This window comes from Sphingomonas sp. UYEF23 (assembly GCF_040546165.1).
Classification (GTDB): Bacteria; Pseudomonadota; Alphaproteobacteria; order Sphingomonadales; family Sphingomonadaceae; genus Sphingomonas; species Sphingomonas glacialis.
Window position 1 is genome coordinate 338,610 of sequence record NZ_JBEPNG010000004.1, and the last position, 24,482, is coordinate 363,091.

Sequence of the window (24,482 nt, forward strand, 5' to 3'; positions counted from 1 at the left end):
CCGAGCATGCGCGAGATCAATTTCGACGGGCTGGTCGGGCCGAGCCACAATTATGCCGGGCTGTCGTTCGGCAACATCGCCTCGGCGAGCAATGCCGGCGCGGTGTCCTCGCCGCGCGGGGCGGCGCTGCAGGGCATCGCCAAGATGCGCCACATGCTGGCGCTCGGCTTGCTGCAAGGTCTTTTGCTGCCGCACGATCGGCCCGATGCGACGTGGCTGCGCCAGCTCGGCTTTGCCGGCGACGACGAGGCCGTCCTCGCTGCGGCATGGCGCGAGGATCCGGGGCTGCTGCGCAACGTGATGGCCGCATCGGCGATGTGGACCGCCAATGCCGGCACCGTCTCGCCCGCGCCCGATACCGGCGACGGCCGCTGCCACATCTCGGTCGCCAATCTCTCGACGATGCTCCACCGCAGCCTCGAAGCGCCACAGACCGCGCGGCAGTTGCGCCTCGCCTTTGGCGACCAGCACCATTTCGCGGTGCACGACGCGCTGCCGTCCCCACTCGGCGACGAGGGTGCGGCGAACTTCATGCGGATGGCGCCGCGCCACGCTGCGCGCGGGATCGAGCTGTTCGTCTATGGCGTGCGTCAGGAGAGCGGCTTTCCCGCGCGCCAGAACCGCACCGCGAGTGCGGCGGTTGCGCGGCGGCATGGGCTCGATCCCGCCGACACGCTGCTCGTCCAGCAAAGCGAAGCCGCGATCGCCGCTGGCGCCTTCCACAACGATGTCGTCGCGGTCGCCAACGAAAGCGTGCTGTTCACGCACGAGCAGGCGTTCGAGGATCCGGCATCTGTCTATGCCTTCATCCGCAGCCGGTTGCCCGAGGCGATCATCCTCGAAGTGCCCGCGGCGCAAGTGTCGCTCGAGGCGGCGATCCGATCGTATCTGTTCAACTCGCAACTGGTGACCCTGCCCGACGGTGCGATGGCGCTGATCGTGCCGGGCGAGTGCCGCGAAGTGCCGGCGGTGTGGGCTTGGCTGCAGACGATGCTCGCGGGCAATGGGCCGATCCGCTCGGTCGAGGCGCTCGATCTGCGCGAGTCTATGCGCAATGGCGGCGGGCCGGCGTGCCTGCGGCTGCGCGTCGCGGTGGATGATGCGGCCTATGCGGCGATCGACCCGCGCTTCCTGCTCGACCCGGCGCGCTGCGATCTGCTCACCGATCTGATTGAGCGGCATTGGCCCGAACGGATCGCGCCCGACGATCTCGGCGACCCGGCGATGTGGCGGCAGTGCCGTGCGGCACGAGCTGCACTGCTCGACGGACTTGGCTTCGGACCCGGCGAGCTTTGAGCCTCGCCGAGCGGCTGCGTTCGGTGGCTCCGTTGCTGGTGCTCGTGCTGCTCGCGCTTGCGCTGCGCGGCGCCGATTTCGGCAATCCGATCATCCACACCGACGAGCAATATTATGCGCTGGTCGGCAGCCGGATGTGGCACGGCGCGCTGCCGTATATCGACCTGTGGGACCGCAAGCCGATCGGGCTGTTCCTGATCTATGCCGCGACACGGCTCCTGCCGGGCGACGGGATCCTCGCCTATCAAGGCGTCGCGCTGCTTTTTGCGGTGGGGGCGGCCTGGGCGATCGGGCGCGCGGCGCGGATCGCGGGGGCGAATGCAGCGGGCGCGCTGATTGCGGGGGCGGCGTACCTCGTATGGCTGCCAATGCTCAGCGGCCGCGCCGGGCAGTCGCCGGTGTTCTTCAACCTGTTCATGGCGCTCGGCGCGGTCCTGCTGCTGCGGCTCCCGGCGCTTGCGGAGCGACGCGACGCGCGTGCGATCGTCTGGAGCGGGGCGGGGGCATGCCTGCTCGCCGGGCTGGCGATCCAGACCAAATACACGCCTGCGGTTGAGGGTGCGCTGTTCGGTCTCGCGCATCTCTTCTATTTGCGGCGCGCCGGCGCAAAGCTCGGCATGCTCGGAGCGGCGGGGCTGGTGTGGCTGGCGCTCGGGCTTGCCCCGACGCTCGCGGCGATCGGCTTTTACTGGCAGCTCGGCCCCGCGGCCTTCCGCGCGTTCTGGTACGATAATTTTACCTCGATCTTCGCGCGCGGCCATTACAGCTATCCGATCGACCTCACGCTGCGCCGGCTCGCCGGGATCAGCGCGCAACTCCTGCTGCTCGTGCTGTGTGCCGCCACGGCGCTGCGGCGCGATTGGCAGCGTCCTGAAATCCGCCTGGCGGCAGCGTGGCTCGGCGCTGCGCTCGTGCCGTTCGTGCTGCTCGGCGTGTTCTTCGATCATTATGCGCTGCCCTTGCTGCCACCCCTGCTGACGCTGGCGGCGGTGACGTTCGGGCGGCATCGCCGGATCGCGCTCGCGATCGTTGCCGCCGGGCTCACCGTCTTCGCGGTCGAGGCGGCGATCCGCCCCGACGACGCGCCCGGCGTCCGTGCGCTGGCGCGCGTGGTGAAGGCCAATAGCGGACACGAATGCCCCTATGTCTTCATCGGCGACGCGATCGTCTATCAGCTCGCGGATGCCTGCATCCCGACCGCCTATGCCTTCCCCTCGACGCTCGCTTATGCGCCCGAGCAAGGCGCGACGGGGATCGACGAGGCCGCCGAGGTCCGTCGTATCCTCGCGCACCGTCCGCCAGTGATCGTCAGCGCCAGCCGCCCGCTTGCCGAGTGGAACGAGCAGAGCCATGCCGCGGTCGAGGCAGCGCTTGCGCGCGATTATCGGCCGGTGTTCGGCACGCCCCGGAACGACTATCGCGCAGTCGTCTATCTGCGCAACGATCGTCCCTTCCGACGGTGATCGCACGCCTGACGTAAGAAAAAGTTCCGCAGCGCAATATTTTCCGTCCGGTTATCCGGCATCGGTATCGTTCTGTTAACGAGGAGATCTCGTTTGCCGATGCCGACCGCGAACCAGTTTATGGGACTTAACGCCCGTATCGCGTCCGGCATCGGGTGCAGTTGGCCGGGGGGCGGCCGCATTATCGCAAACCGAGCGCGGGCCATTCCGGCGATCCGCGCTCTCTCCGCTTCTTTCTAAGACCGTCTGACAGACGCTTACAGGAAACGGCCATGTTGCTCGAATCGCAATACTATCCCGAGTGGGGAGCTCCGGGTCAGCGTCCGGCCGCGACCGCTTTGCCGCGCTGGAGCGTGCTGATCCCGTTCTTCAACGAACGCGATTTCCTTGACGGCACGCTCGCCAGCCTCGCTGCGCAAGACGTGCCGTTCGAACTGATCCTGATCGACAACGGGTCGACCGACGGCAGCGGCGCGGTCGCTGCGGCGACGTGCCGCCGGCTCGGTCTCGCCTTCACGCTGTTGGTCGAGCGGCGCCCCGGCAAGGTCAATGCGCTCCAGACGGGCGTCCAGCGCGCCCGCAAGCGGTTCGTCGCGACGTGCGACGCCGATACGCTGTATCCGGTCAACTACCTGCGCCAAGCCGAGCGTCTGCTCGAAACCGGCGCAGTCGCGGGCGGCGCCTATTTCGTCACGCCGACTGCAACGGAGCAGGATCATGTCGAGGCCGCCAAGCGCATGGCGCGGGCGGCACGGCTGTTTCCCGCGCAATGCCACACAGGTGGGGCAGGGCAGGTGTTCCGCACCGACGTGTTGCGCCGTGCGGGGCAGTTCGATGCGCTGCGTTGGGGGTACGTGCTCGAGGATCACGAGATCATGCACCGCATGGCGAAGTTCGGGCGGCTGGCATATGGCGAAGGCCTGTGGTGCGCGCCCTCGCCGCGCCCGCGCGACCGTGAGTCGATCCGCTGGACGCTCGCCGAGCGGATTCTCTATCACGCGACGCCTGAGCCTGCGCGCGACTGGTTCTTTTATCAGTTTCTTGCGCGCCGCCTTGCCGCCCGGCGCCTGTCGAGCGATCGCATTCGCGAACGGCACTTCTACGCCAAGCCCGACTGCGCCGTCATGCTGCAAAAAGCTGCATAATCGGACGATACCGGACTGGCCGCGTGGCACGGGGGTTGCGGGCGGGGACGTTCGGCGCTTTAGGCTATAGTATGTTGCAAACCCCAGCGATTCGGTGACCGAAGGCGGTCTCAAGGCCGTCTTTCTGGCCGAGCAGCCGATGCTGCTGCGTTTGCTTGTCGCACGGCTCGGCAATCGCGCCGATGCCGAGGACGCGCTGCAGGACATGTGGATCAAGCTCGACCAGCTGCCGACGTCGCAGCCCGTCGCGCAGCCCGCAGCCTATCTCTACCGCATGGCGTCGAACCACGCGTCCGACCGGCGGATTGCCGCAACGCGATCGGGCGCGCGCGATACCGCGTGGATGGAGGTCCAGCCCGCCGCCGACGAACAGCCGACGATCGAGCGCGCGTTGCTCGACCGCGAACGGCTGACGCGGCTCGAGGGTGCATTGGCGGCGATGCCCGAGCGGATGCGCACCGCGCTCCGGCTGTACCGGCTCGAGGACGTGCCGCAAAAGGAGATCGCCGCGCGGCTCGGCATGACGTTGAGCGGGGTCGAGAAGCTGTTGCGACGCGCCGTTAAGGAAATACAAGCGTACAAAATCGCGAGCGAGGCGGATTCGGAAGCGCCACATCGTCTACCCAGCGAAGGGGAATCGAATCGTGACCGCTGAGCCAGCGCACATCGTCGATCGCGCCATCGACTGGCATATGCGCCAAGCCGATATGGACGATCAGGAGTGGCATGCCTTCGTGGCATGGCTCGAGGAAGATCCTGCGCATGCGCGCGCGTTCGACGCTGTCGCGCTCGATATGGCGCTGCTCGTCGATCATCCCGAACTGTATCCCGCCGATCCTGTCGTGGCACCGATCGAGGTTCCGATTGTCGCGTCGCCGCGGCGCCGTGTCTGGGCCTGGGCAGGCGGCGGCGTGGCTGTCGCGGCCGCAGCGTGCCTGACGCTGGTGCTCGTGCCCGCCGGCGGTGGGCCCGCCCCCTATGCGATCGAGACGAAGCCCGGCCAGCGGCAGGACATCGCGCTCAACGATGGCACGCGGATCGAGCTCAACGGTGCCAGCCGCTTGGTTCTCGATCACAACAATCCGCGCGTCGCGACGCTCGATTCTGGCGAGGCGACGTTCCATGTCCATCACGACGTGGGTGCGCCGTTCACCGTCCGCTCGGGCGCGCAGGTCGTTCAGGACGTCGGCACGGTGTTCAACGTCGAGCGCGACGGCAAGCGGCTCGACGTGCAGGTCGCCGAAGGATCGGTGCTGCTTCAGCCGCAGCGCGAGGCCGTGGCATTGCGCGCGGGTGCGGCGGCGACGGTGCATGAGGATGTCGGCAGCATCGTGCTGTCGAAGGTCGATGTCGCCAAGGTCGGTGCCTGGCGCAGCGGTGCGATCACGTTTACGGGCGAGCCGTTCGGTCGCGTCGCGAGCGCGGTCAACCGGATCGACGGCGTCACGCTTTCGATCGACGCAAGCTTGTCGCAGCGTCCCTTTAGCGGCATGGTCCGACTGACGGGGACGGCGGCGCGGGATGTTCCGCATCTGGCCGCATTGGTTGGGGCTGAGTGGCATCACGATGGCGAGCGGTGGTCTATCTCGCCTAATTAAGAGTCTGCGCACCGCGGCACCGTTTGCGATCGCTGTCTGCTCCGTGATTGCGGCGCCGGCGACCGCCCAAAGCGTGCGGATCACGATCGCGCCCGAACCGCTCGATCGCGCGCTCACCTCGCTCGCACGCCAAAGCGGGTTCGACATCATCAGTACCGAGCCGGGGCTCGCGCGGATCCAGGCGCGCGCTGTGCGGGGGCAGATGGCGCCGCGCGAGGCGCTGCAGCGCTTGCTCGACGGGACGGGCTATCGTGCGGTCGCGATCGATGCGCGCAGCTACCGCGTCGTCCGCGCGCCCAAGACGGTCGGCGCGCTGATCCGGCGCGTCGCCGTCCGCAAGCACGCCGACGTGACCGAGCCAGGCGGCGACATCGTCGTCACGGCGAGCAAGCAGGGATCGACGCTGCTGCGTTTTCCGGGCAGCGCGTTGCTGATCGGCGGGTTCGCGCCGGGATCGCTCGCCGCGCGATCGGTGACGATGGACGATGTCGCGCGCGATACCCCGGTGCTGCAGAACACCGAGCTCGGCGAGGGGCGCAACAAGATCTTCATCCGCGGGATCGCCGACAGCAGCTTCAACGGCCCGACGCAATCGACCGCGAGCCTCTATTTCGACGAAGTTCCACTGGGTTTTGCGGGACCCGAGCCGAGCCTCAACCTGTACGACATGAAAAGCGTCGAGGTGCTCGAGGGGCCGCAGGGTACGCTGTACGGATCGGGTGCGATCGGCGGCATCATCCACCTCGAGCCCAACCCGACCGATCTTGCCAAGACCGCGGCATCGCTCAGCGCGGGCGTTACGCTGACGCAGGGCGGCGCGGCGGGCTATGATGCCGCGGGCATGGTCAATCTGCCGATCCTGAAGGATCGCATCGGCTTGCGTGTGGTCGGCTATAGCGAGCGCGACGGCGGCTACATCACCGACTCGATGCGTCGGCTCGGCGACATCAACCGCGCCGATCGGATCGGCGGCCGCGCGAGCCTGGTGATCGCGCCGGGCGATGGCTGGAGCATCGAGCTCGGCGCGCTCGGCCAGAAGATCGATGCCGCCGACGGGCAATATGCCGAGACGATGAGCGGACCGCTCGAGCGCCGCTCGGTGCTCGCGCAGCCCTATAGCAGCCATATCAAGCTCGCGCGTGGCGTGGTGCGCAAGCACTGGGACAGCGGTCTCGATCTGGTGTCGGCGACGGGCTATGTCGATTTGCGCACCTTCGACACGTTCGACGCCTCTCGCACGATCGGCGCGACCGGGCCGACCGTCTACACCACCGAGCAAAGCGACAAGCTGTTCGTCCAGGAAACGCGACTGTCGCGCGCGGTGCCCGACAAGATCGGCTGGCTGGTTGGCCTCGCCTTTCTCGAGGATCGCGATGTCCAGGCGCGCACGCTCGGCATGCCCAACCAGACTCGCGACATCATCGGCGTCAGCAACCGTACCGACAGCGTCTCGGTGTTCGGCGAGGCGAACTGGCCCGTTACCGAGCGGCTGACGGTAACTGGCGGCGCGCGCGTGACGGCGGCGCGGACCGATGGCGAGCCGTCGGTCACGCCGCGCAGCAACAGCTTCGTCAAGGGGCGCGCGACACGACGGATCGATCCGACGCTGGCGCTGTCATGGCTGGTCGGGCCGCGCCTTGCGCTGTTTGCGCGCGTGCAGTCGGGCTATCGCACCGGCGGCTTGGCGGTTGCGAGCGGGGTCGGGCGCGTGCAGGATTTCGGCTCGGACTCGATCACGGTCGGCGAGCTTGGCTTACGCAAGCAACGCACCGGCGCGACCGGGCTGGAGCTCACGGTCGCGGCCTCGTACGCGCGCTGGCGCGACATCCAGGCGGATCTCTACACGCGGCGGGGCCAGCCCTACACCTCCAACATCGGCAATGCCGACATCATCGGGCTCGAAGCCACGGGGGACTGGGTGCCAGTGCGCGGGCTGCACGCCAATTTCGCCTTTCTCTACACGCACAACGTCGTCGACGGGCCGCTCGCGCAATCCTCGACCAAGGCCAATCGGCGTTTGCCCGAGACGCCGGCATTCGCTGGCAATGCCGGGCTGAGCTATCGTTGGACCCTGCGCGATGCGTCCATGTTGAGCATCGCGACGTCGGGGCGCTATGTCGGGCGATCGGTGCTGGGGACCGGGGATTTTCTCGACGTCAGCCAAGGCAATTACGCCGTGCTCGACGCGCAGATCGCGTGGCATTGGCACACGTTCGACGTGACGCTGGCGGGCGACAATCTGACGAACGCGACCGCCAATCGCTTCTCGCTCGGGAACCCGCTGATCCTCGCCTCGCGCCAGCAGACGACCCCGCTGCGCCCGCGCAACGTGCGCTTGGGCGTGTCGGTCGCCTGGTAGCCGCTCAGCGGTCGCCGGGGCGATAGCGGCGTTCGATGTGCCCTGCGAGATCGTCGGGATAGAAATAGACCGGCCGCAACGCACCCGCGGCATAGCGCTCGGCCTGGTCGTTGAAATGCGGCGAGGCAGGGTCGCCGCTTTCGCCGCCCGCGGTCACCGCCCAGGCGCGCAGCTTGGGGCCGAATTCGACCACCGCGACGAAGCTGTTGCCGCTCGAGCCGTATAGCTTGGTCGTGCCGGGATAGAATTTCGCGCCGAACGAAGCGAGGCTGCCCCATTGCGCCGAGGCGAAGGGGACCGGGATGCTTGGCTTGGCGTCGTCGAAGTGTGGTTGGATCGAATCGTCGATCCGCTGGAAGCGGTTGATCCGGCCCCAACCGACGCGCCAGTCGCCAAAGTCGCGCGTCAGTTGGTCGACCGCCGCGCCGAGCGCATCGAGCTTGCCGCTGTCGGACACGCGCGTCGCGATATAGCGCGGCACGTTGATCTGTTCGGAGAGGATGAAGCTGCCGACATCGCGCCACATCTGCCCGGCCCACAATATGCCGAGCGTGGTGGGGACCGAATCGGTGCCCCAGCGATTGTCCCAGCCGCGCAGCATCGCGATCGGCGCGGCGAGCTTCGCACGGCGCGGGTCGCTTGCCGGGAGCGCGTCATACGCCTTGACGAGCGGCGGGATCAGCGTCGCGAACGCGGGCATGTAGCTGTCATAGGCAGCCGTGATCAGCCGTTCGGGCGTGAAATCGTGGCGGTCGGTGAGCAGCAGGTCGGCGTGTACGCCGCGCTGATTCTCGCCCGCGCTGTCCATGTAGCGCGGATAGTCCTTCGCCTTGGGGCTATCGGGCCCGGCAGCACTCCACGGCCAGTCATTGGTGTTGCGCGCCCAGCCGACCTGCGGGTTGATCGCGTTGGGCAAGCTCGCGATCGAGTGCAGCCCATGCCAGTCGGTCGCGGGATCGGCGCCGTCGACGGGCTTGGAATAATCGAAGCGGTCGTCGCGCAACGGAACGAATTGCGGGTGGAGATAGGCGATCTCGCCCTTCGCGTCGGCGAACAGCGTGTCGTTCGACGAATTGGCCTTTCGCTCGGCGACCTTCATGTAGCTGGCGAGATCGTGCGCCTTGGTGCGCAGCCAGCTTTGCTCGAGCGCGGGGATCGGTTTCCACATCAGGCCTTGCGCGATCCATTTGCCGTTCTGTTCGGCGACGATCGGGCCGTGGTGCGAGGCGAAGGTGGTGAAACTGCGCGCCGCCATCGTTCCATCGGGCTTGCGATAGGAGAGCGTCACCACCGCAGTCCGCAGCGGACGCATCGCCTTGCCGTAGCGATACGCGGCGGTCTTGCCCGAGCGGCTGATCTCCTCGGCGAAGCTGTCGACGTTATCGACGCCCGACGAGGTGTGCATCCACCCGGCTTGCTCGTTGAAGCCCTGATAGATGAAGAACTGCCCCCAGGTCGACGCGCCGTACGCGTTCAGCCCTTCGCCGCTCGTCATCTGGAGTTCGGAGCGGAAGTAGAAGCTGGTGTGCGGGTTGATCAGCAGCAGCGCATGGCCGCCGACCGTGTTCTTCGGCGCAATCGCAATGCCGTTCGATCCGCGCGGTTCGCGCGGGAGCGGGCCGGTATCCTCCGACGCGATGGTGATCGGCCGGCCGCCGTAAAAGGAAGCGAGGTCGGACAGCGAGATCCGCTCGATATCGCCGCCGATGCTGCCTTCGGTGAAGGACAGGGCCATCCACGGCTCGAACCGCGTGAGGACCTTGGGGCGGACCTGCGGGTGTGTCGCGAGGTAATAATTAAGCCCGTCGGCCCAGGCGGTCATCAGCGTCTGGAGATAAGCGGGGCTCGCTCGGTACTGCGCCTGAAGTTCGACCGGATCGACATAGAGCCGCTGGCGCAGATCGGCCCAGATCGCGCCTTCGCCCTCGGCCTCGGCGGTGCGCCCCAGCGCGGTCAGATAATTCGCCTCGATCCGGCTGAAATCGTCCTCGGCCTGCGCGTAGATCGCGCCGAACACCGCATCGGCATCGCTGCGCCCGACGACATGCGCGATCCCCCAGGTGTCGCGCGTGATCGTCACACGCGCTGCCTCGGCGCGCCAGCGGGCCTGCTCGGGCTGGGGCGGGGCAGCGGCCGCAGCGACGGCCAGCGAGGGCGCGAGCAGTGCGGCAAGAGCGAACAGGTTGCGCGGGCGGCGGGCGAGTCTATCCATGGGCACACGCTATCGGGCATCGCTCGCGGCGACAATGTTGATGGGAGCCGCACCGATGAAATGGCCGATCGCCGCCCTTCTGTTCGCCCCGCTCGCGCTCGGCGGAACCGCGCCCGAGCCTGTGGCGCCGCACGCGACGCTTTTGCGCCCGGCAGCGGTGTTCGACGGGATCGACCCCGTCGCGCATCCCGGCTGGCAAGTGCTCGTCATGGGCGAGCGAATCACCGCGGTCGGCCCGGCGCTCGCGGTGCCGGCGGGGACCGAGACGATCGACTTGCCCGGCGACACGCTGATACCCGGCATGATCGAGGGGCACGGCCATCTCTTCCTTCACCCCTATAACGAGACGAGCTGGGACGATCAGGTGCTCCACGAGCCGCTCGCCTTGCGCACCGCGCGCGCGGTCGCGCAAGCGGCGGCGACGCTGCGCGCGGGCTTCACCACCGAGCGCGATCTAGGCACCGAAGGCGCTGGCTATGCCGATGTCGGACTGCGCCAGGCGATCGCGGCCGGGATCGTGCCAGGCCCGCGGCTGCTCGTCGCGACGCGCGCGATCGTCGCGAGGGGCGCCTATGGTCCCAAGGGGTTCGAGCCCGGCCTCGTCATCCCGCAAGGCGCCGAGGAAGCGAGCGGGGTGGACGAGCTCGTGCGCGTCGTCCGGTCGCAGATCGCCGCGGGCGCCGACGTCATCAAACTCTATGGCGACTATCGCTGGGGGCCGGGCGAGCCGAGCCGCCCGACCTTCTCGGTCGCCGAGATGAAGGCTGCAGTGGAGGCGGCGCACGATGCCGGACGGACCGTCGCGGTCCACACTGCGACGCCCGAAGGGATGCGCCGCGCGATCGCCGCGGGGGCCGATACGATCGAGCACGGCTATGGCGGCACGCCCGAGATCTTCCGTGCGATGGCGGCGCAGCACATCGCCATGTGCCCGACGCTCGCCGCCTCCGATGCGGTCGCGCGCTATCACGGCTGGCGCGGTGGCGATCCGGTGCCCGAAGCGGTCGCGCAGAGCCGCGCGTCGTTCGCGCTGGCGCGCGCGGCGGGCGTGCCGATCTGCATGGGCGGCGATGTCGGCGTCTTCGCGCATGGCGAGAATGCCCGCGAGATGGTGTTGATGGCCGCCGCCGGAATGCCCGCCGCGCAAGTGCTGATCGCCGCCACATCGGGCAACGCCCGTGCCTTCCGTCTGAGCGACCGGGGCGCCGTGCGCGCCGGACTGCTGGCGGACCTGATTGCCGTCAAAGGAAATCCGGTCGCGGCGGTGGATGCGGTGCAGCATGTCGCGTGGATCATGAAAAACGGCGCAATCGTAACGTTGTAGTTTTCGCCTCCCGGAAAAACTATCCTGGGACGATGAAACGTGTTGCCAATCGTGACAGGATGGAAACCAAGCGTTTCGCGCGGGCCTCTTGCAATGCAGCATTCAGCGTCGCAGTTAGACGCTGATGGCCGTGAGTCCGCCCTTGAGAGCGGACCGCCTCGACGGGGGTGGACTGTAGCCGACCAGGTCGTAGGGATAGACGTAAATGATCAAGCCAACGAGCTCGGTTCGCTCGCTTATGACGGTCGCCAGCCTTCTGGCGCTCGCCGCATGTTCGAAGAGCGCGCCACCGCCGCCCCCCGCCCCACAGGTTACGGTCGCGCTCCCGCTGCAACGCGACATCGTCGATTGGGACGAATATGTCGGTCGCTTCGAGGCGATCCAGGATGTCGAGCTGCGTCCGCGCGTTTCGGGAACGATCGAAAAGGTGCTGTTCGCCAATGGCCAGCGCGTTCGCGCCGGCGAGGCGCTGTTCACGATCGATCCGCGTCCCTATGCCGCCACGCTCGCCCAGGCGCGCGCGCAGGTCGCCAAGGCGCAGGCCGCGCTGACCAACGCGCGCTCCGAGCTCGCGCGTGCCGACAAGCTGCTCGCCGCGCAGGCGATCAGCAAGGAAGAATATGAGACCAAGCTCGCGGCGGTGCGCAGCGGTCAGGCCGATCTCGGCGCGGCCAATGCCAACGTCACGACCGCGCAGCTCAACCTCGGCTTCACCACGGTCCGCTCGCCGATCACCGGGATCGTGTCCGATCGCCGCGTCAGCAAGGGCAATTACGCGACCGACGCGACCACTGTGCTGACGCGCGTCGTCTCGACCGATCCGATCTGGTTCTCGTTCGACGGGGCCGAGAGTTTCTACCTGAAATATCTCCGCCAGGCGAAGGCCGGCGAGCGTGGCTCGTCGCGCAACACGCCGAACCCGGTCGAAGTCCAGCTCGCCGACGAGAGCGGCTATCGCTGGCACGGCCGGATGGAATTCGTCGACAATGCGGTCGATCCCAATTCGGGGACGATCCGCGCGCATGCGGTGATCTCTAACCCCGACGGCTTCCTCACCCCCGGTCTGTTCGGCCGCGCGCGGCTGCTCGGCTCGGGCACCTATCATGCGATGCTCGTCCCCGACGAAGCGGTCGTCACCGACCAGACGCGCAAGCTCGTCTATGTCGTCGGCAAGGATGGCAAGGCAGTCCAGCGCCCGGTCGAGACCGGCCCGCAGGTCGAGGGGCTTCGCGTCATCAAGACCGGCCTCGCCGCCGGCGAGCATGTCGTGATCGAGGGCATCACCACGCTCCAGCCGGGGATGTCGGTCAAGGCGGTGCTGACCAAGATGAAGCCGCGCGCGGCGAACACCGCGCCGACCAGCCAGCCCGACACCGCACCCCCCGCATCCGATGCGACTGCGAAGTAAGCGCCCGTGAAATTCCCCCATTTCTTCATCGAGCGCCCGATCTTTGCGGCGGTGCTTTCGATCCTGATCGTCGTGTTCGGCGTGGTCGCCTATCCGGGCTTGCCCGTCGCGCAATATCCCGAGATCGCGCCGCCGACCGTCGTCGTGACCGCCACCTATCCCGGCGCGAATGCCGAAACGCTCGCCGAGACCGTCGCCGCGCCGCTCGAGGAATCGATCAACGGCGTCGAGAACATGATCTACATGTCGTCCTCGTCGACCGGCGATGGCGCATTGTCGATCACGGTGACTTTCAAGCAGGGCGTCAACGTCGATCAGGCGCAGGTGCTCGTGCAGAACCGCGTCTCGACCGCCGAGCCGCGTCTGCCCGACGACGTCCGCCGCGTCGGCGTGACGGTCGCCAAGAATTCGCCCGACATCCTGATGGTGATCGCGCTGACCTCGCCCGATGGCTCGCTGTCGCAGCAATATGTCTCGAACTATGCGACGACCCAGCTCATTGACCGCATGGCGCGTATTCCTGGTGTCGGCGGTGTGCGCGCCTTCGGTGGCCGTGACTATAACATGCGCGTGTGGATCAATCCCGATCTCGCCGCGTCGCGCAACCTGACCACCGACGAGATCGTCGCGGCGATCCGCGCGCAGAACGCCCAGGTCGCGGTCGGCTCTGTCGGCGCGCCGCCGTTCAACCAGGGCGGTACTGCCTTCCAGCTCGGCATCCAGACCAAGGGCCGCCTGACCACGCCCGAGGAATTCGGCCAGATCATCGTCAAGCGCGACGATCAGGGCCGGCTGACGCGGCTGCGCGATGTCGCGCGGGTCGAACTCGGCGCGCAGGATTACGGCATCAATGCCGTGCTCAGCGGCAAGCCGATGATCGGCATCGCGATAACCCAGCTTCCCGGATCGAACGCGCTGACCACCGCCGACGCGGTCAAGGCGTCGATCGCCGAGGCGTCGAAAAGCTTCCCGCCCGGGATGCAATATCAGATCCCGTACAACCCGACCGAATACATCCAGGCGTCGATCGAAGCGGTGTATCACACGCTGGTCGAGGCGATCGTGCTCGTCGCGCTCGTCGTGCTGCTGTTCCTGCAGAGCTGGCGCGCGACGATCGTGCCGCTGATCGCGGTGCCGGTGTCGCTCGTCGGGTCGCTCGCGATGCTCGCGGCGTTCGGCTTCAGCCTCAACAATCTTTCGCTGTTCGGCTTGATCCTCGCGGTCGGTATCGTCGTCGATGACGCGATCGTCGTGGTCGAGAATATCGAGCGGTTGATGGAGGAGAAGGGCCTTAGTCCGCGCGAAGCGGCGCACGAGACGATGGACGAAGTGTCGGGCGCGCTGATCGCGATCTCGCTGGTGCTGTGCGGGGTGTTCATCCCGACCAGCTTCATCCCCGGCATTTCTGGCCAGTTCTATCAGCAGTTCGCGCTGACGATCGTGTCGGCTGCGGTGATCTCGGCGTTCGTGTCGCTGACGTTGTCGCCTGCGCTCGCGGCGTTGCTGCTCAAGCCCAAGCACGACGTCGAGCCCCGCGCCGGCGTGCTCGGCTGGCCGACCCGCTTCGCGCGCGGCTTCAACCGCGGGTTCGACAAGATCAGCAACCGCTTCGGCAAGTTCACCGCACGCGCGGTGCGCGCGCTGGCGCTCGTCGGAATCGTCTATGCGTGTTTGATCGGGCTTGCCGGCTGGCGGCTCTATGCGACGCCATCGGGCTTCATTCCTGCGCAGGATCAGGGCTATCTGATCGCGGTCATTCAGTTGCCGCCGGGGTCGTCGTTGCAGCGCACGTCCGAGGTGATGGAGCAAGCTACCAAGATCGCGCTCAAGAACCCTTCGACGCTCGCGACCGTCGCGTTCGCCGGCCTCGACGGCGCGACCTTCTCGACTGCACCGAACGCGGGCGCGATGTTCATCACGCTCAAGCCGTTCGGCGATCGCAAGACCGCCGACGAGATCGCCAACCAGATGCGCGGTGCGCTGAGTGCGATCCATGGTGGCAATCTGCTGATCGTGCCGCCCCCGCCCGTCCGCGGGATCGGCACCGGCGGCGGTTTCAAGATGCTGATCGAGGACCGTTCGAACCTTGGCTACAAGGCGCTCGAAGGCGCGGCCTTCGCGATGATGATGAAGGCCAACCAGACGCCAGGCCTGGTCAGCACCTTCACCACCTTCAACACCCGCACCCCGCGCCTGTCGGCCGATATCGACCGCGAACGCGCCGAACAGCTCGGCGTGCCGGTGGCGAACGTCTTCTCGACGCTCGGCACCTATCTCGGCGGGACGTACGTCAACGACTTCAACTATCTCGGGCGTACCTACCGCGTGACGGCGCAGGCCGATGCGCCGTATCGCGACCAGACGTCCGACGTCGGGCATCTCAAGACGCGTTCGGCGGCGGGCAATATGGTGCCGCTCGATTCGGTCATGACGCTCAAGAACGACAGCGGGCCGTATCGCGTCGTGCGCTACAACCTCTATCCGTCGGCCGAGCTGCAGGGCGATACCGCGATCGGCTATTCGTCGGGCCAGTCGCTCCAGACGATGGCGAAGCTGGCGAGCGAGACCTTGCCCAAGGGCATGGCGTTCGAATGGACCGAGCTCGCCTTCCAGCAGCAGCAGGCGGGTAATACCGCGACGCTGGTGTTCGGTCTGGCGGTGCTGTTCGTGTTCCTGCTGCTCGCGGCGAATTACGAAAGCCTGGTGCTGCCGCTCGCGGTCATCCTGATCGTGCCGATGTGTCTGCTCGCTGCGATCGTCGGGGTGAATCTGTTCGGCGGGGACAACAACATCCTCACGCAGATCGGCCTCGTCGTGCTGATCGGCCTTGCTGCCAAGAACGCGATTCTGATCGTCGAGTTCGCGCGGCAGAACGAGGATGCCGGGATGGAGATGCACGAGGCCGCGATCCACGCCGCCGAGCAGCGTCTGCGCCCGATCGTGATGACCTCGATCGCGTTCATTCTCGGCGTGCTGCCGCTGGTGATCGGGACGGGGCCGGGCGCCGAGATGCGCCGCGCGCTCGGCGTCGCGGTGTTCTTCGGGATGATCGGCGTGACGACCTTCGGCCTGCTGTTCACGCCGAGCTTCTATGTCATCAGCCGGACCCTGGGCGACTGGGTGTCGTCCAAGATGCCGCGCCGGAAGGCCAAGCCGCCAAAGCACCTCCCCGCGCCCGAGGAGACGCCGGCATGAAGCGTATCGTAGCCGTCCTTCCCGCGCTCGCTTTGTCGGCGTGCGTCGTTGGACCCAATTACACCAAGCCGACGATGCCCGTCGCGGCGACTGGCGGCAGCTTTGCCGAAGCCGGCAAGACTGCGGCGATCACGCCGACCCCGCTGCACGATCATTGGTGGCGGCTGTATAACGACCCGGTCGTCGACCGGCTCGTGACCGATGCGCTGGCGCACAATACCGATGTGCGCATCGCTGCGGGCAATCTCGAGCGTGCCCGCGCCGTGCTCGACGAGCAACGCGGAGCGCGGCTGCCGACGACCAGCCCGAGCGCGCAATATACGCGAGGGCAGGCCAACCTCGCCAGTGTCGGCGCGGGCGCGCTGGGGACGGGTGGCACCACGGGCGGCACCGCCGGCGCGGCGACGCAGCAGACCTTCCGATACAACAGCTTTAAGCTCGGCTTCGATGCGTCGTACGAGGTTGATCTGTTCGGCGGGATCACGCGCGCGATCGAAGCCGCACGTGGCGATGTCCAGGCGGCGCAGGCGCAGCTCGATGCCGCGCGCGTCTCGGTCGCGGCGGAAACCGCGCGGGCCTATGCGACGGCCTGCAGCAATGCCGCGCAGCGTTCGGTCGCGCTCGATACGGTGCAGTTGCAGCAGCGGACCTTTGCACTGACCAACACGCTGTTCGACGCAGGGCGGGGGACGCGGCGCGACGTCGATCGCGCCGACGTGCTACTTGCGCAGACGCAGGCGACGATCCCGGGCTTCGAGGCCGAGCGGCGTGCGTCGCTCTATGCGCTCGCGGTGCTGACGGGCTTAGCCCCCGAACAGGTCGATGCCGCGGCAGACGCCTGCAAGGTACCACCGCGGATCGCGTCGGTGCTGCCCGTCGGCGATGGCGCCGCGCTCATTTCGCGCCGCCCCGATGTCCGCGCGGCCGAGCGGACGCTCGCCGCCGATACCGCGCGGATCGGCATAGCCGTCGCCGATCTCTATCCCAAGATCCAGTTGCTCGGATCGATCGGCCTCAATTCCCAGCGCGGCAGCCAGTTGTTCAAGGGCAGCGCGGTGACCTATTCGGCCGGACCGCTGATCTCGTGGAGCTTCCCCAACCAGACCGTTGCGCGCGCGCGGATCCGTCAGGCGCGCGCCGGCGCTGATGCGAGCCTTGCGACCTTCGACGGCCGCGTGCTGACGGCGTTGCAGGAAGTCGAGCAGGCGCTCGCGCGTTATGCGGGGGCGCTCGATCGCAACGCCGCATTGCGCCGCGCCGAGGCGTCGAGCAGCGCTGCGGCCAAGCTCTCGCAATTGCGCTTCGATTACGGGGCCGACAGCTTCCTGCTGCTGATCGAGGCCGAGCGCGACCGGGCGAGTGCGCGCGCGGCGCTGGCGCAGTCCGATGCGGCGGTGTCCGACGCACAGATCAGCCTGTTCAAGGCGCTCGGCGGTGGCTGGGAAGACGCGCCTGCGCCGGTGCGGCGTGAGCCGGTAACGCCGACCCCGTGAGGCGCGTCCGCAGCGCTTTGTTCATGCCCGCGTCGAATGCGCGTGCGATTGCCAAGGCGCGCGGGCTCGACTGCGACGCGGTGATCCTCGACCTCGAGGACGCCGTCGCGCCCGAGCAGAAGACCGCGGCGCGCGCGCAGGCGATCGCGGCGGCGGGAGAGGGCGGGTTTGGCGCGCGGCGGCTGGTGCTGCGCGTCAACGGGCTCGACACCGCATGGGGCGAGGCCGATCTGGCTGACGCCGCCGATGCTGGCTTCGATGCGGTGTTGCTGCCCAAGGTTTCGGCGCCGGGCGATCTGGCGCTCGCGCGCGCGCAGCTTGGCGCGGTGCCGCTTTGGGCGATGATCGAGACGTGCGCGGCGATGCTCGCGTTGCCGCTGATTGCGGCCGCGCCGGGGCTCGCGTGTCTGGTCGCGGGGACGAATGACCTCGCCAAGGACATGCGCTGCACGCCGGGGGCCGACCGCCTGCCGCTGCTGCCGCATTTGACCGCGATCGTCACCGCGGCGCGGGCGCATGGCCTCATCGCGCTCGACGGGGTGTCGAACGTGCTCGCCGACACTCCCGAACTGGCGGCGGAATGCGGGCAGGGGGCGGCGTTCGGCTTCGACGGCAAGACGCTCATTCACCCCGCGCAGATCGAACCCGCCAATCGCGCCTATGCGCCGTCGGCCGAGCGCGTGGCGTGGGCCCAGGCGGTGATCGCGGCGTTCGCGCTGCCCGAGAATGCCGACAAGGGCGCGATCCGCGTGGCGGGCGAGATGGTCGAGCGGTTGCATCTCGAAGAGGCGGAGCGAGTCGCCGCTTTGGTGTAGCAGGGCGTTCGCCTGCCTCCCACCGTCACCGCGGGGTCCACCGTGCGGCACATGCTGCGGGCGAAATGCGCGTATCACGGTGGACCCCGGGACAAGCCCGGGGTGACGGGTGGTGTGGTTGACCTTGCGGCGCTACCCCAGCACGCGCCCAGCCACGGCATCGAGCTTCGCCAGCATCGCCGGATCGCGCGCGTCAGGCGCGGTGATCAGCGCATAGTCGAGCACGGTATCGAGCGGCGAGGGCGTCCGCTCGGCGGGCAGCGCCGCGACCAATGTCTCGACCGCGCGCCGCGCGATAACGCCGTTCGCGCCCATTTGCTTGATCACTTCGTGCACCTCGACGAACGCGGCTTCCTCGCGCCAGCAATCGTAATCGGTCACCATCCCGATCAGCGCGTACGGCAGCTCGGCCTCACGCGCGAGCTTGGCTTCGGGCATCGCGGTCATGCCGATCACGTCGGCGCCCCATTGGCGGTACATCAAACTCTCGGCGCGGCTCGAGAATTGCGGGCCCTCCATCGCGAGATAGGTCGCGCCCTTTGCGACGCTCCCGCCAGCGGCATGAACCGCCTCGGCCGCGAAGGCCGAGAGGCGCGGGCAGACCGGCTCGGCCATCGAGACGTGCGCGACCATGCCGGTGCCGAAGAAGCTCGAGGCGCGCGCGACCGTGCGGTCGATGAACTGGTCGACGATCGCGAAATGCCCCGGCGGCAATTCCTCGCGCAGCGACCCGATCGACGAGATCGCCACCAGATCGGTGCAGCCGCTGCGCTTCAGCGCGTCGATATTGGCGCGAAAGTTTAGCTCGGACGGGCTGATCCGGTGCCCGCGACCGTGGCGCGGCAGGAAGACGAGGTCGACGTCGCCGATCGAGCCGAACAGCAATTCGTCGGACGGCGCGCCCCACGGCGTCTCGACGCGGCGCCATTCGGGGTGCTCCAGCGCGTCGATCGCGTAGAGGCCCGATCCGCCGATGATGCCCAATTTCCATTTGCCGCTCATGCGGGAGTCTCCGTCCACTGATCGAGCCAGGCCTGCGCTTGCTTCGCCTCGCCGACGGCATGTGCGCTGACCGCGCCGCGCGAGGCAAGGAAGCGCGCGTGGAGCGCGAACGGCTCGATCGACAATTGATCGCGCAAAGCGTCGATCGTCTCGCCGAGTTCGGTCAGCTCGGCGACGACGGGCGCTGCCTTGGCGATCTGCGCCTTGTCCTTGGTGTGCCCGAACAGCCGGATCTGCCCCGCGGCCGTCCGCTCCAAGGCGCCGCGGAGCAGCGCATGATATTCGGTTTCGCTCTCGATGCGGCGGTCATCGAGCCGGGCGAGGCGGTCGGCTTTGGCCATCAGATTACCTTCATGTCGCTTTGATAGTGATACCAGGCGAAAACGGCTGCAGCGCCACGGTGCGGCCGCCACGCTTCGGCCAGCTCGCGCACCAGTTTCTCGCTCGGGCGCGCCTCATGGCCGAGGATCCGGCCGACTTCGATTTGAATCGCGAGGTCGCCCGCGGGCCAGATGTCGAGCCGACCCTCGGCGAACAGGAGATAGATCTCCGCCGACCAGCGCCCGATGCCCTTGACCGCGACGAGCTTGGCGATCGCTTCCTCATCGTCGGCGGGCAAGTTCGCCAGATCGAGTTCGCCGCTTGCGACCAGCGCCGCCAGGCTGCGCGCATAGCCCGCTTTCTGGCGCGACAGGCCGGCTTCGCGCAATTGCTCGTCGCTCGCGCTGGTGACGTTGGCGGGATCGTCGAGGTCGCCGATGATCGTCTCGAGCTTGCGCCACACCGACTCCGCCGCCTTGGTGCTGACTTGCTGGCCGATGATCGTGCGCAGCAGCGTGGCATAGCCGCGGGGCGAAATGCGCGGTTCGGGATAGCCGACGCGCGCGAGCGCCGCCGCGATGGCGGGTTCGCGCGTCGCGAGTTCGTCGAGGGCGGTCTTCAGCTGGTCGGCGCTCAGGCCCATGCGGTGATCCCTTGATCGGCGCCGCGTCTGGCGGCATGGCGGTGGAGAATTCGCTATCGCAAAGGACCGTCAATGCCCAAGCTTATCGTTGTGACTCGTGAGGGTGAAGAGCGCGAAATCGAGGGCGAGGCAGGCCTGTCGGTGATGGAAGTGATCCGCGACGCAGGGATCGACGAGATTCTCGCGCTGTGCGGCGGCTGCTGCTCGTGCGCGACATGCCATGTCCATGTCGACCCGGAGTTTGCCGACAAACTCCCGAAGATGAGCGAAGACGAGAACGACCTGCTCGATTCGTCGGCCGACCGCACCGCGACTTCGCGTCTGTCGTGCCAGCTGCCGATGACCGACGCGCTTGATGGGCTGAAGGTCACGATCGCCGCGGAAGACTGACGGGCGCAGGCACGTCGGCGCAGCGACGGCGCCGGTGCGGCCGCGCCGCAGCGCCCGGCACGGCCGGGCGGGGTCGCTTACGCGATCCCGTCCGACGACGGCTTTGCCGGCGTCCTGGCGCGCGCCGTGCTATGAGCGCTTAACGCGTCGCCACCGCGTACAGCGCGATCGCCGCCGCATTCGACACGTTGAGGCTCTCGATCTTGTCCGAGATCGGCAGCTTGGCGAGCTCGTCGCAATGCGCTGCGGTGTTCTGGCGCATGCCTTCGCCCTCGGCACCGAGCACGAGCGCGACGCGCTGGGTCCCCATCGCCGTGGCGAGCGTCTGGTTCGAATCGCCCGTCAGGCCGATTCGCCAGAAGCCTGCCGCGGCAATCTCCTCGAGCGCGCGCGCCAGGTTGGTGACACGCACCCACGGCACCACTTCGAGCGCGCCCGAGGCCGAGCGGGCGATCGTGCCCGATTCTGGCGGGGCGTTGCGATCGGGCGTGACGATCCCAAGCGCGTCGAACGCCGCCGCCGAGCGCAGGATCGCGCCGACATTGTGCGGATCGGTCACGCCGTCGAGGATCAGCAACGGACGCTGATCGCCTTCGCCTTGCTCGAGCAGATCGGCGAGCCACATATCCTCGAGCGGATCGACCTCGATCACCAGCCCCTGATGCGGCGCGTCGCCCGGTACGAGCCGCGCGAGATCGGTCACCTGGGCATAGACGATCGGGATCGCCGGATCGAAATCGATATTGGCGATCGCTTCACGCGTCGCCCAGATTTTCCGCACGACGCGCTCGGGATTTTCGAGTGCGGCGGTGACGGCGTGGCGCCCCCAGAAGCGCGGGCGCCCGGCAGGGGCTTGTGACGGGCGATGTCCGCGACGGCCGGCCATCAGGCGATCCCGCCGAAGCTGCGAGCGGAGAGGGGGAAACGAACCATTGCGAAAACCTTCGATCGACCAAGCAGATTGTGGCGCCACGGGTATGCGCCGGACGCCGCGCGTGCAAGCCTTGCGCGTTTTTGATGGCGAAAGCGTCGCTATAGCCGTTGACACGCGCCGATGCGGTCGGCATTGGCACGCCTCGCTTTTCGGAGCGACCGCCCGCAAGGGCGAGCGCCTGGGGACAGGTGGCCGAGTGGTTAAAGGCAGCAGACTGTAAATCTGCCGGAGTTTCTCCTACGTAGGTTCGAACCCTACCCTGTCCACCAATGCCCATGGTCAATTGGGCAAAATCAACGACTTACCAGTTTGTGCTTCCTGTCCGCCGCGATTGTGGTACATCCGACGGTACACGTTGGTCTCAGACTTTCGTTACTTTGCCGCCGAAGAGGACTTTCGGCGGGGCCGGCTCAAGTTCGGTGGAGCCTGTGCCGGGGTACGCTGCGTTGAGCAGATGTCGCACTCCACACCTTCAACGTCGGAACGGTATTTATCATCTGCGAATGCGGGTGCCAGATGCTGTTCGGCCACTGCTCGGTCGTTCCGAGGTGCGCAAGTCTTTAGGAACTGCGTCATCCCGCGAAGGTCGACTGCGCGTGGCCCGCTACGCGACCAGGGTGATGGATGCGTTTGAAATGATATTAACTTCACAGCTTTCAACAGATGAAGCCAGGGCGCTGGTTCGGTCATGTTTTCGCGACCTTGTCGGCGAGATCGAGCGGTCGGGCGGTATTGTGCCGACGACCGACGAACCAAATTTAGAAGCTGTCGAGCAGCGCGGCCTTTCGATGGAGCGGATCGCTGAGCTGCAACAGCAGATTGCCACGACAAAGTTTGATAATGCGGTCCTACTCCGCGCGCAGTCTTTATCAAATTTCCATAGGCTAGACCTTCACTCGATGGCACCGGGGCTGCGTAATAGCGTTCTGAGCGGCGTTGCGCGGGCACTAGTGGAGCAGCAGAAACTATTTCAGTTGAGAATAGACGACGGTCTTGCTCCTTTTCTCCCGACCGACCCTTTATTCCAGAATTTGTCCGCCACCGAAGCGTCTGTGATTTCTGAAAACAATGCTTTCGAGTGTTCCAATGGGCCGTCTGTCGCAGAAGCCATCGTCACTTATTTGACCGATGGTCGGCAACGATGGGTCGCCAAAACTTACATGGCCCGCGTTTGGCAACTTCGCTTTTTTGAGGAGCATGTAGGGTCACAGCTTCCGCTATCAGCGGTCACTACGCACCATGTTCGAACGTTTCGCGACGCCGTGCGGATGCTGCACAAGACCCATGGGAAACGAAGAGGTTGTACATTCTTCCAGCGTCAAACCGATAACGTCGAGCACCGAATTTCCGATAAGACAGCCTCAATCATCTTCGAGCCTATCAAAGCGTTTTTTCGGTGGGCGAAATCGATCGAGGGCCTGATTGCGACGAACCCGGCGGATGGCATTCAGCTACTCGCAACAAAAGTGGTTAAGGGTTCAAAGTCCCGCCGTCCTTTCACGGCGGGAGAACTCAGAACCTTATTTTCCGCACCCTTGTACCGCGGGTGTAAATCCAAGGATCGGAGATACGAACACGGCAGCCTGATCATCAAAGATGCCAAGTTTTGGATACCGATTTTAGGATACTACACTGGTGCTCGGTTGGGGGAGATCGTGCAACTTCACGTGCGTGATGTGCACCTCGACGGGCCAATCCCGTACCTTTCGATCAACGAAGATAACGTGCCAGGAGCAGGCTCGCACAATCATAAACATGTCAAATCCCACGCTGGTGTGAGAGCGGTGCCACTCCACAATGATCTCATAGATCTTGGATTTTCTGGCTACGTAGCAAAGATGGCGCAGAAGACAGGCAAGGGGCGAGTTCGACTGTTCGAAGAATTCGCATACGGAAGCGACGGTCAAGCGAGCACAGTCGCTTCAAAGTGGTTCGCCCGATTTATGGACAGCGTGGGATTGAGCGACCCGAAGCTGGTGTACCATAGCTTCCGTCACAATGCGGAAGACGCCTTTCGAGATGCCTTGCAGCCCCAATATGTCATCGACAAAATTCTCGGTCACAGCGATGGCGCGACCAGCGCCGGTTATGGGGAGGGGGCATCGCTCGGCACACTTCACGGAGCGGTGATGGCCAGGCAATGCAAAGTTCAGCTCCCGGCGGTCCTCCAGCAGACCGCGAAAGATGGGGAGCAGTGACATGCCAGCATCTGAACATGAAATATTCCGAGTGGCCAAGGGCTTGAAGATGAGTGCGTCGCTCGCCCGCACGTTAGCCCACTGTCTGTTTTGGACACAGTATGCCACTCAAACTGAGGGAGGCATTCCGACCATTTGGAAGACCGGGCCTGATTTAGAAAAAGAGCTCGGGATCGCTGCCCGAACAGCAAATCAACATTTGAAGAAGCTTGCCTCGTTGGACTACTGGCATATCTCCTATCGACCGAGACCAGGTACGATCGGTCCGGTTACGTGGCTGACCCCCACCGACCTATCATTTCGGCTTCTGAAGCTCGCGTCCCAGCACGCTATCGAAAGGGCGACAGCAAAGTCAGCCAAGCCTCCAAAGGGTGGGGCAACAGACCAGTTTGATCTGCCTGTGTGTGACGACCAATCGTCGCAATTTGTGACATCAAAGCAGCTGGGACATACAGCCAAAACCGCAGAGGTACAGAGCAGCTTCTTTCTTTCCAGCGAAGCCGGAAAGAAGGGAATGAATGAACCCTCACCAGGTAAGAAGAAGATTTACGGGAAGAAAGAAGGGGTGTCCCCTCCAACCTACCTGAAGGTTGTTGATTTCCACTGAGAGCTGACCCGGGAGGCGCATAATTTCCACTGAGAAGTGACCCATGTTTTGATCTTCCCCTGGCTGCCTGGTCGGGGGA

General features: G+C 66.2%; 19 protein-coding genes and 1 tRNA gene. 15 read left to right on the forward strand and 5 right to left on the reverse strand.

Features of this window, described 5'->3' with window-relative positions:
- Nucleotides 1-6: 6 nt before the first annotated feature.
- The 6 genes from ABIB28_RS10480 (at nucleotide 7) to ABIB28_RS10505 (ending at nucleotide 7,861) form a co-directional block, all read left to right on the forward strand.
- A complete protein-coding gene (locus tag ABIB28_RS10480) occupies nucleotides 7-1,296 on the forward strand; it encodes an N-succinylarginine dihydrolase (protein ID WP_354288081.1) in 1,290 nt (429 codons plus the stop codon).
- A gap of 23 nt (nucleotides 1,297-1,319) precedes the next feature.
- Nucleotides 1,320-2,759: a glycosyltransferase family protein gene (locus ABIB28_RS10485; protein WP_354288082.1), complete on the forward strand. Its 1,440-nt coding sequence runs from the start codon at nucleotides 1,320-1,322 to the stop codon at nucleotides 2,757-2,759.
- A 272-nt stretch (nucleotides 2,760-3,031) separates the two neighbouring features.
- A complete protein-coding gene (locus ABIB28_RS10490) occupies nucleotides 3,032-3,904 on the forward strand; it encodes a glycosyltransferase family 2 protein (RefSeq protein ID WP_354288083.1) in 873 nt (290 codons plus the stop codon).
- A gap of 94 nt (nucleotides 3,905-3,998) precedes the next feature.
- Nucleotides 3,999-4,559 carry an RNA polymerase sigma factor gene (locus ABIB28_RS10495; protein WP_354288084.1) on the forward strand — a complete coding sequence of 187 codons (561 nt, stop codon included), beginning with the start codon at nucleotides 3,999-4,001 and terminating at the stop codon, nucleotides 4,557-4,559.
- Complete coding sequence (locus tag ABIB28_RS10500; protein WP_354288085.1) at nucleotides 4,549-5,502, forward strand: FecR family protein; 954 nt, start codon at nucleotides 4,549-4,551, stop codon at nucleotides 5,500-5,502. Before ABIB28_RS10495 ends, ABIB28_RS10500 begins: the two co-directional genes overlap by 11 nt.
- Nucleotides 5,503-5,545: 43 nt before the next feature.
- The gene (locus ABIB28_RS10505) at nucleotides 5,546-7,861 is read left to right on the forward strand and encodes a TonB-dependent receptor (protein ID WP_354288086.1); all 2,316 of its coding nucleotides are present in this window, start codon (nucleotides 5,546-5,548) and stop codon (nucleotides 7,859-7,861) included.
- Between the two features lie 4 nt (nucleotides 7,862-7,865).
- Here ABIB28_RS10505 and ABIB28_RS10510 read toward each other — a convergent pair whose 3' ends face one another.
- Entirely contained in the window at nucleotides 7,866-10,073 is a 2,208-nt protein-coding gene (locus tag ABIB28_RS10510) for a penicillin acylase family protein (protein WP_354288087.1), read from the reverse strand.
- Between the two features lie 55 nt (nucleotides 10,074-10,128).
- Here ABIB28_RS10510 and ABIB28_RS10515 point away from each other — a divergent pair, with 55 nt between their 5' ends.
- The 5 genes from ABIB28_RS10515 (at nucleotide 10,129) to ABIB28_RS10535 (ending at nucleotide 18,308) form a co-directional block, all read left to right on the forward strand.
- Entirely contained in the window at nucleotides 10,129-11,397 is a 1,269-nt protein-coding gene (locus ABIB28_RS10515; RefSeq protein ID WP_354288088.1) for a metal-dependent hydrolase family protein, read from the forward strand.
- Nucleotides 11,398-11,602: 205 nt separating this feature from the next.
- On the forward strand, nucleotides 11,603-12,805 hold the full coding sequence (locus tag ABIB28_RS10520) for an efflux RND transporter periplasmic adaptor subunit (RefSeq protein ID WP_322160067.1): 1,203 nt from the start codon (nucleotides 11,603-11,605) through the stop codon (nucleotides 12,803-12,805).
- 6 nt (nucleotides 12,806-12,811) lie between these two features.
- Entirely contained in the window at nucleotides 12,812-16,000 is a 3,189-nt protein-coding gene (locus ABIB28_RS10525; RefSeq protein WP_354288089.1) for an efflux RND transporter permease subunit, read from the forward strand.
- Complete coding sequence (locus ABIB28_RS10530) at nucleotides 15,997-17,493, forward strand: efflux transporter outer membrane subunit (protein ID WP_354288090.1); 1,497 nt, start codon at nucleotides 15,997-15,999, stop codon at nucleotides 17,491-17,493. The genes ABIB28_RS10525 and ABIB28_RS10530 overlap by 4 nt, the downstream gene beginning before the upstream one ends.
- The gene (locus tag ABIB28_RS10535; protein WP_354288091.1) at nucleotides 17,490-18,308 is read left to right on the forward strand and encodes an HpcH/HpaI aldolase/citrate lyase family protein; all 819 of its coding nucleotides are present in this window, start codon (nucleotides 17,490-17,492) and stop codon (nucleotides 18,306-18,308) included. Before ABIB28_RS10530 ends, ABIB28_RS10535 begins: the two co-directional genes overlap by 4 nt.
- Nucleotides 18,309-18,440: 132 nt before the next feature.
- On the opposite strand, the gene ABIB28_RS10540 is transcribed toward ABIB28_RS10535, so the two are convergent.
- The 3 genes from ABIB28_RS10540 to ABIB28_RS10550 are packed head-to-tail and all read right to left on the reverse strand — an operon-like array spanning nucleotide 18,441 to nucleotide 20,274.
- Nucleotides 18,441-19,310, reverse strand: a complete 870-nt coding sequence (locus ABIB28_RS10540; protein ID WP_354288092.1) for an S-methyl-5'-thioadenosine phosphorylase — start codon at nucleotides 19,308-19,310, stop codon at nucleotides 18,441-18,443.
- Nucleotides 19,307-19,651 carry a hypothetical protein gene (locus ABIB28_RS10545; RefSeq protein ID WP_133186889.1) on the reverse strand — a complete coding sequence of 115 codons (345 nt, stop codon included), beginning with the start codon at nucleotides 19,649-19,651 and terminating at the stop codon, nucleotides 19,307-19,309. The genes ABIB28_RS10540 and ABIB28_RS10545 overlap by 4 nt, the downstream gene beginning before the upstream one ends.
- Entirely contained in the window at nucleotides 19,651-20,274 is a 624-nt protein-coding gene (locus ABIB28_RS10550) for a DNA-3-methyladenine glycosylase family protein (protein ID WP_189675647.1), read from the reverse strand. Before ABIB28_RS10550 ends, ABIB28_RS10545 begins: the two co-directional genes overlap by 1 nt.
- Nucleotides 20,275-20,346: 72 nt before the next feature.
- On the opposite strand from ABIB28_RS10550, the gene ABIB28_RS10555 reads away from it, so the two are divergent.
- Nucleotides 20,347-20,664, forward strand: a complete 318-nt coding sequence (locus ABIB28_RS10555) for a 2Fe-2S iron-sulfur cluster-binding protein (protein WP_133186893.1) — start codon at nucleotides 20,347-20,349, stop codon at nucleotides 20,662-20,664.
- Nucleotides 20,665-20,803: 139 nt separating this feature from the next.
- Here the strand turns inward: ABIB28_RS10555 and rlmB are convergent, their stop codons facing one another.
- Nucleotides 20,804-21,550 (reverse strand): 23S rRNA (guanosine(2251)-2'-O)-methyltransferase RlmB, encoded by a 747-nt coding sequence (gene rlmB / locus ABIB28_RS10560; RefSeq protein ID WP_133186895.1) that lies wholly within the window; start codon nucleotides 21,548-21,550, stop codon nucleotides 20,804-20,806.
- A 230-nt stretch (nucleotides 21,551-21,780) separates the two neighbouring features.
- Between rlmB and ABIB28_RS10565 the strand changes: the two genes are divergently transcribed.
- The 3 genes from ABIB28_RS10565 to ABIB28_RS10575 all read left to right on the forward strand — a co-directional run bounded on the left by ABIB28_RS10565 (nucleotide 21,781) and on the right by ABIB28_RS10575 (nucleotide 24,403).
- A tRNA-Tyr gene (locus ABIB28_RS10565) sits at nucleotides 21,781-21,867 on the forward strand.
- 6 nt (nucleotides 21,868-21,873) lie between these two features.
- Nucleotides 21,874-23,796: a DUF6538 domain-containing protein gene (locus ABIB28_RS10570; protein WP_354288103.1), complete on the forward strand. Its 1,923-nt coding sequence runs from the start codon at nucleotides 21,874-21,876 to the stop codon at nucleotides 23,794-23,796.
- Between the two features lies 1 nt (nucleotide 23,797).
- Nucleotides 23,798-24,403 carry a hypothetical protein gene (locus ABIB28_RS10575; RefSeq protein WP_354288093.1) on the forward strand — a complete coding sequence of 202 codons (606 nt, stop codon included), beginning with the start codon at nucleotides 23,798-23,800 and terminating at the stop codon, nucleotides 24,401-24,403.
- Nucleotides 24,404-24,482: the final 79 nt, after the last annotated feature.

What these genes read in the sequence shown, in the direction of transcription:
- ABIB28_RS10480 (WP_354288081.1), top strand. Translation starts at nt 7, where the DNA reads ATGCGCGAGATCAATTTCGACGGGCTGGTCGGGCCGAGCCACAATTAT.
- ABIB28_RS10490 (WP_354288083.1), top strand. Translation starts at nt 3,032, where the DNA reads ATGTTGCTCGAATCGCAATACTATCCCGAGTGGGGAGCTCCGGGTCAG.
- ABIB28_RS10510 (WP_354288087.1), bottom strand. Translation starts at nt 10,073, where the DNA reads ATGGATAGACTCGCCCGCCGCCCGCGCAACCTGTTCGCTCTTGCCGCA.
- ABIB28_RS10515 (WP_354288088.1), top strand. Translation starts at nt 10,129, where the DNA reads ATGAAATGGCCGATCGCCGCCCTTCTGTTCGCCCCGCTCGCGCTCGGC.
- ABIB28_RS10520 (WP_322160067.1), top strand. Translation starts at nt 11,603, where the DNA reads ATGATCAAGCCAACGAGCTCGGTTCGCTCGCTTATGACGGTCGCCAGC.
- ABIB28_RS10530 (WP_354288090.1), top strand. Translation starts at nt 15,997, where the DNA reads ATGAAGCGTATCGTAGCCGTCCTTCCCGCGCTCGCTTTGTCGGCGTGC.
- ABIB28_RS10540 (WP_354288092.1), bottom strand. Translation starts at nt 19,310, where the DNA reads ATGAGCGGCAAATGGAAATTGGGCATCATCGGCGGATCGGGCCTCTAC.
- ABIB28_RS10545 (WP_133186889.1), bottom strand. Translation starts at nt 19,651, where the DNA reads ATGGCCAAAGCCGACCGCCTCGCCCGGCTCGATGACCGCCGCATCGAG.
- ABIB28_RS10550 (WP_189675647.1), bottom strand. Translation starts at nt 20,274, where the DNA reads ATGGGCCTGAGCGCCGACCAGCTGAAGACCGCCCTCGACGAACTCGCG.
- ABIB28_RS10555 (WP_133186893.1), top strand. Translation starts at nt 20,347, where the DNA reads ATGCCCAAGCTTATCGTTGTGACTCGTGAGGGTGAAGAGCGCGAAATC.
- rlmB (WP_133186895.1), bottom strand. Translation starts at nt 21,550, where the DNA reads ATGGCCGGCCGTCGCGGACATCGCCCGTCACAAGCCCCTGCCGGGCGC.
- ABIB28_RS10570 (WP_354288103.1), top strand. Translation starts at nt 21,874, where the DNA reads ATGGTCAATTGGGCAAAATCAACGACTTACCAGTTTGTGCTTCCTGTC.
- ABIB28_RS10575 (WP_354288093.1), top strand. Translation starts at nt 23,798, where the DNA reads ATGCCAGCATCTGAACATGAAATATTCCGAGTGGCCAAGGGCTTGAAG.